Raw genomic sequence first — 6,000 nt, 5'->3', positions numbered from 1 at the left:
GTCGGGAGTCGGGAGTCGGGGAATGTGGGATTATTGACCTTGACTTTATCATTCCGATGCAACCGGAAACGATATCAACCGGACTCCGCGCCTGCAGCCAGTTTAACGCAGACAGGGGTGAGCTCAATTGCTCGATGGGGGGCGTTCTCCCTTCGTGGTGCCGACGGTGGAGGATTTGGAAGACTGCGACCTCTATGACGTGCTGGCAGAGTTGGGCTATAGGTTGAATCGGCGCACCCGCACGCAACGAGTCGAGGCGTTTGCTTACAAGCACAACAAGTTCAGATTAGTTGACAATGCGTCCCAATCGTGACAATATCTGGTTTACCTTTAAAGAAGCACCTTACAAAACAATAACTAAAAATTTACTTACCTCCTGAGGAGTTTTTTATGAAAATAGCCTATATAGTTTTGGCACATAAGTATCCTGAACAATTACTGCGTCTGATTTCTACGCTGAATACAGATGATGTTGCATTTTTTATACACATAGATAAAAAAGTAGATAATACAATTTATCATCAGATGTTTACTCTACTCAAGGATTTTCCCAATGTCTATTTTATAAAGAGATACAAATCAGCCTGGGCAAGCTTTGAACTTGTAAAAGCTACTCTTGAAGGGATTAAATCAATAGTCGAAACAGGTACCTACTTTGATTATGTTGTCCACTTATCGGCTCAAGACTATTTGATTAAATCAAATGAACAGATCGCGAAGTTTTTGCAAGAGAATAAAGGGAGAGAATTTCTCGAGTATTTTCCACTACCTTGTACTAAATGGAAAGGTGGCGGCTTAAGAAGAGTAGAATATTGGCACATCCGCTGGAATGATATACATTTTTGTATTCCAGAAAAGCGCGAGTTTAAATCTCCTATTGCATCTTTCTTATATTCAGTTTTGATTTGGCCTTTACCTAAAAAGCGGAAATTTTTTGAAAGCTTTCCTCTTTATGGAGGTTCTTTTCATTGGTGCTTAACAGGAGAATGTGTAAAATGGATCGATGATTTTGTCAAGCAAAATACCAACTTTGTTAAGCGTTTTCATTACACTTATTGTGCCGATGAAATATTTTACCAAACGCTGATTTTAAATTCACCTTTTAAGGACAAGATAATTAACGATGACTTGAGATATAGAGATTGGGGGGATGATGTTAACGCACTCCATCCGAGGAATTTAGAGAAAAAGGATTTTGAAAAGATTAGGGAATCCGACAAATTATTCGCCAGGAAGTTTGATATGACTATAGACCCAGATATATTAGATATGATTGATGAAATGATATTGAGCAAATAGGATTTTTCCACCAACAGATGACTATGACCCCCAAGAGTCAGAAATCCTCTTCATCTGCTAACAAAGCTGTCCTATAACCTATAAATTTTGTGGGTTCAAGGCATTTACCTTAAGTTAGATAATTTTTTGTGAGACTTAGGATTAAAACCAGCTACTATGGTGAGCAGTCTGTTTTCTGTTGTGAGTTGAAATAATTGCCAATTCCCAATTCCCTATGCCCTAGGCCCAATTAGCAATTACCAATTAGCAATTACTAATTAGCGATTACCATCATGACTTTAACAACATCGCCCGCAATTTTAAGTGAAGACCAAGCCTTATCTTTACTAGAAAAAGTAGTCAAACAATCGGAAGCGGAGGCAGTATTTGTCAGTCTCTCAACTGGCGAAGAATCTCTTTCGAGATTCTCGGAAAATCAAATCAGTCAAAATATCAGCAAAACTGTATTTACCCTGAGCATTACTAGCTATTTCGGCAAGAAAAGCGCCTCTGCTGCTGTTACAGAATTTGATGAAGATGCGATCGCCTCTGCAGTCAAGCGATCGGAAGAATTGGCCAGAATTGCGCCGGCAGACCCCGAATGGATGCCCCTGCTGCCGCCTCAAACCTACGATTTGCGATCGCCCGCCTTCGACTCCGCAACGGCAACTGTATCGCCTCTAGCGCGGGCCAAAATGGTGCAGCAAGCTTGCGCAATTGCCGGACAGGGGGGGGCTCACGGTTCGGGTACTTTGAGCGCTGAGGCGTCGCTGTACGCGATCGCCTCGTCAACCGGACTCCGCGCCTGCAACCAATCTACAAAGGCGGATTTCAGCTTGACTGCTCGCGTTGAAGACGGTTCTAGCTGGGCGAGGAGCAGTGCTTGGAGTATTAACGAATTGCCCATCGCCCAATTAGCAGAACAAGTGCTCGATCGCGCGAAATCCTCCCGCAACCCGCGCCCCATCCCTCCCGGCGTTTATCCGGTAATCCTTGACGGTGCTGCTTTTGCGGACTTGCTACCGTGGGTGATTTGGGGGCTGGATGCGAGGGCGGCGGATGAGGGGCGATCGTTTATGTCGATCGCCGGTGCAGATGGAAAACCAGCGGGAAACCGCGCGGGGGAACAACTTTTTAGCCCGTTAGTGCAAGTGCAGCGCGATCCGGCTCATCCTTTGCTGCGATCGAATACTTTTTTCGGCGACGGATTGAGCAATAACTATTTGGAAATCATCAAAAATGGCGTCCCTCAAAGTTTGTCTTATTCCCGCTACTGGGCCGCACAAAAAGGCAAAGAGGCAAAAGGTGCTTATTTCCCGATCGTGATGACAGGTTCCGACCAAAGTTTAGCAGATTTAATTGCTCAAACCGAGCGAGGAATTTTTGTCAGTCGAGCTTGGTACGTGCGCTACGTTAATCCGAAAACATTGGAAGTAACGGGGATGACTCGCGACGGTACTTTTTGGATTGAAAATGGCAAAATTGCTTACCCGATTAAAAACCTGCGTTTCAATCAAGTTTTACCTGATATGTTGCGCGATTTGGATGCAGTTAGTGGGGTGAAGCGTTACGGCGGTAGTGTCCTGCCCGGAGTGCGCGTGAAAGCTTTTAATTTCACGAGTATTACTGATAGTTTGTGACTTGCAAGGGTGAGGTGCGCGGAAACCCACCCGGAGGAGATGGGTTTTTGTGTGGGGAAAGGTAGATTGGGTGCGGCTTGGGGCGATCGCCTGTTCACAAATTTAAACCAGCTACTATCTAATATCAAATCTGTTAGTATCGGAATTATTCATATCTCTCTTCTCTTTATCTGCGTAAATCCGCGTCCATCCATTGTCATCTGCGGTTAATACATTCTCTTTTTTTAACCGCAGATACAGGCAGATAAACACAGATTAACGCAGATGAATTTGAGCGATTCCGGTTGCACTGTCCGTGATTGTTGACTGTTGACTCGATTTTACAATTCCGATGGTACCGGATTTGATATAATTTAGGGCGATCGAGAAAAACCAATTCCCAATTCCCAATTCCCAATTATCAATGAATCAATATTTTGCTACTGTTGCGCGCGGTTTAGAAACAATTGCTTCCCAAGAATTAGAACGTTTAGGGGCGCAGGATGTCAAGCCTGATTTTACTGGGGTTTACTTTGCGGGCGATCGCACTTTATTGTACCGCGTCAATCTGTGGTCGAGAACTATTTTTCGAGTGCTAATGCCGATCGCCGAATTCCGGTGTTACAACTCGGATATGCTCTACCGCGAAGTGCAGAAAATCCCTTGGGACGAATACTTAGATCCCGACAATACTTTAGCAGTAAACTGCACCGGCGGCAACGAAAATTTGAACCACACTCACTATACAGCTTTGCAGGTCAAAAATGCGATCGCCGACCAACAGCGCCTTCAATTTAACAAGCGTTCTAATGTCGATGTAGAGCATCCCGATTTGCTAATTAACATTCACATTCATCAAGATAGAGCAATTTTAAGTTTAGACAGTTCTGGCGGTAGTTTGCACCGCCGGGGATATCGACCGGCAATGGGGCTTGCTCCCCTCAAAGAAACCCTAGCTGCCGCTTTGTTGGAGATGGCAGAATGGACGCCTGATTTGCCGTTTTTAGACCCGATGTGCGGTTCTGGAACTTTGCCTTTGGAAGCGAGTTTAAAGGCCTTGAATATTGCACCGGGATTGTTTCGAGAAAAGTTTGGATTTATGACTTGGCGGGATTTTGACGAACCTTTGTGGGATAAATTGTGGGCCGAAGCTGAAAACAGCGAATTGCCGGAACTTAAACAAGTGATTGCTGGGTGCGATCGCGATTCCGATATGTTAACTCAAGCTCGCACGAACGCGCAGCAAGCTGGTATTTCCGGTAAGATTCAGTTTGCTCAAACCGAGTTATCTCAGTTGGAAGCCCCCGCAGACAGAGGCGTTCTGATTTGCAATCCTCCCTACGGAGAGCGCCTGGGAGATGCTAGCGAATTGGGAGATTTGTACAAGATGTTGGGGGATATTTTCAAACAGCGTTTTAAAGGTTGGAATGCGTTTATTTTGACGGGAAATAAGGAGTTGGGTAAAAAGGTGGGACTCAGGACATCGCGCCGGATTCCTGTTTTCAATGGGTCGATTCCTTGTACCTTGCTGAAGTATGAACTGTATTAAATTTCCCTTCCCCTTCTCCTTCCCCTTCCCCTTCCCTTGATTAAATGTTTCACCTAGCCATCAACTTGGGCTGGAATGACTCCGCACCCTTTTCCCACCAGAAAACGCATTTTTTCTGGTCTGGAGAAAGAGTTTTTGAAAGCACGAGCAACTCCTCTGGCGAAAAAGGAGCCTTCCAGTGATCTGAAAACACTTTGATCGGTTTTCTGGAGTGATAATTAAAAAATATTGCGTCGCGGTGTGACTTTATAGGCACCTTGCCGCGATGGAAAACATGGTGAGAGTCGAAGAAAACAACAGTACCTGCTACCCCTGTACATGAAACCCAATTTGATGGGTCTAAGTGTTTTGCTACTTCTGCATCAGAAAATAAAAGTTTGCCTTTTAGAGAGCTTAACTTAGAATTGAAATGCTTTGGAATATATTCAAACGGGCCGCCTTCAGCATTCACATCATTCAAGTAAACAGCTATTTTGAGAAGTCGGTGATCTTCCGGGTCTTTATGCCACAATCTTGTAAGTACCTGCTGTTCGTTCGCGAAATCTTTCTGAAAAAATAGGCCGCGGTAAGCAACGGGAACGCCAAGATAATTTTCAGCAATGTCGAGCAACCGCTCTTGAAGACCCCACAAAAAAATTTCTGAATTTTCTATAATTTTTGTTGAATCAACATGGTAAACGTATTGAGTTTCAAAAGCCGGAGCTTTTGGATTATTAGCTAAGATAACTTTGGCTACCTCCAAAAGTTTTTCAGTCAGGGGCAATGACAAAGCTTCTAGAGAAGTAATAAAAGCCCCTTCCTTCCTGAGCGCATCGACAATACACTGATTTGTCGGACTAAGTGGAGGTAATTTTTTTCTCTCTTGGAAAGCTCTCCAATTAAAAGATAAACTCGATTGGAGCAGCGAAGATTCTCTTGCTACTTTTCTCAAACCTCTATCGAACATATTACTATTGAGCATATTAATTTTCCTTCCTTTATGGCTGAGTACGTATGAGATACGTTATATCATTACTTTTTCCGGGTCAGTATATTTTTTACAAAACTTTACAAACAGGACTGGCCTTAAGGTGGATGGCGAATCCATTCCCAAACCCTTTTGAATCGGTTATATCATTACTTTTTCCGGGTCAGTATATTTTTTACAAAAATTTACAGACAGGACTGGCCTTAAGGTGGATGGCGAATCGATCGCCAAACCATCTTGAATCCCAAGTTATAATTTATTACACAATTATTGTCGGCAGTTACAAAACTTTATATTCTCGTCGATATTACTCCTACACACCATAAATTTATCCGAAATATATTAATTTATATCTCCTAGTATATATAGTTAATTTCTTAACACATAACAGCTTGAAGATATCGGAATTTATCTCTAATTTTTTCCATCAATTCTGCTGATATTTCTCTCAAATTTAGTAACAGATAAGCTATCTAACTTATATAAATGTGAACCTCAATTCTGTTGTGATTTTGGGTAATTATTCTGTATAACTTTAGGTGCCTTTTTAAGAACTTCCAAAGCCACTCTATTTCCCATCTTTTTCG

General features: G+C 43.0%; 5 protein-coding genes. 4 read left to right on the top strand and 1 reads right to left on the bottom strand.

The genetic code is table 11. From position 1 onward, the window contains the following. Positions 1-127 precede the first annotated feature (127 nt). From QUB61_RS27760 to QUB61_RS27745, 4 genes are all read left to right on the top strand, one after another. Positions 128-313, top strand: a complete 186-nt coding sequence (locus QUB61_RS27760) for a hypothetical protein (protein ID WP_333133949.1) — start codon at positions 128-130, stop codon at positions 311-313. Positions 314-390: 77 nt separating this feature from the next. After that, entirely contained in the window at positions 391-1,299 is a 909-nt protein-coding gene (locus QUB61_RS27755) for a beta-1,6-N-acetylglucosaminyltransferase (RefSeq protein WP_333133950.1), read from the top strand. A gap of 272 nt (positions 1,300-1,571) precedes the next feature. Further along, positions 1,572-2,918 (top strand): TldD/PmbA family protein, encoded by a 1,347-nt coding sequence (locus QUB61_RS27750; RefSeq protein WP_333133951.1) that lies wholly within the window; start codon positions 1,572-1,574, stop codon positions 2,916-2,918. Between the two features lie 403 nt (positions 2,919-3,321). Continuing rightward, positions 3,322-4,446: a THUMP domain-containing protein gene (locus tag QUB61_RS27745; protein WP_333133952.1), complete on the top strand. Its 1,125-nt coding sequence runs from the start codon at positions 3,322-3,324 to the stop codon at positions 4,444-4,446. Between the two features lie 49 nt (positions 4,447-4,495). On the opposite strand, the gene QUB61_RS27740 is transcribed toward QUB61_RS27745, so the two are convergent. Further along, positions 4,496-5,209, bottom strand: a complete 714-nt coding sequence (locus tag QUB61_RS27740) for a phytanoyl-CoA dioxygenase family protein (RefSeq protein WP_333133953.1) — start codon at positions 5,207-5,209, stop codon at positions 4,496-4,498. Between the last annotated feature and the right edge of the window lie 791 nt (positions 5,210-6,000).

This window comes from Microcoleus sp. C2D2, from assembly GCF_036702495.1.
In the GTDB taxonomy this organism is placed as follows: Bacteria; Cyanobacteriota; Cyanobacteriia; order Cyanobacteriales; family Microcoleaceae; genus Microcoleus.
This window is presented reverse-complemented; position numbering and strand designations above follow the sequence as displayed.

Coding starts and splice junctions, on each gene's coding strand:
- QUB61_RS27755 (WP_333133950.1), top strand. CDS start 391: ATGAAAATAGCCTATATAGTTTTGGCACATAAGTATCCTGAACAATTA.
- QUB61_RS27750 (WP_333133951.1), top strand. CDS start 1,572: ATGACTTTAACAACATCGCCCGCAATTTTAAGTGAAGACCAAGCCTTA.
- QUB61_RS27745 (WP_333133952.1), top strand. CDS start 3,322: ATGAATCAATATTTTGCTACTGTTGCGCGCGGTTTAGAAACAATTGCT.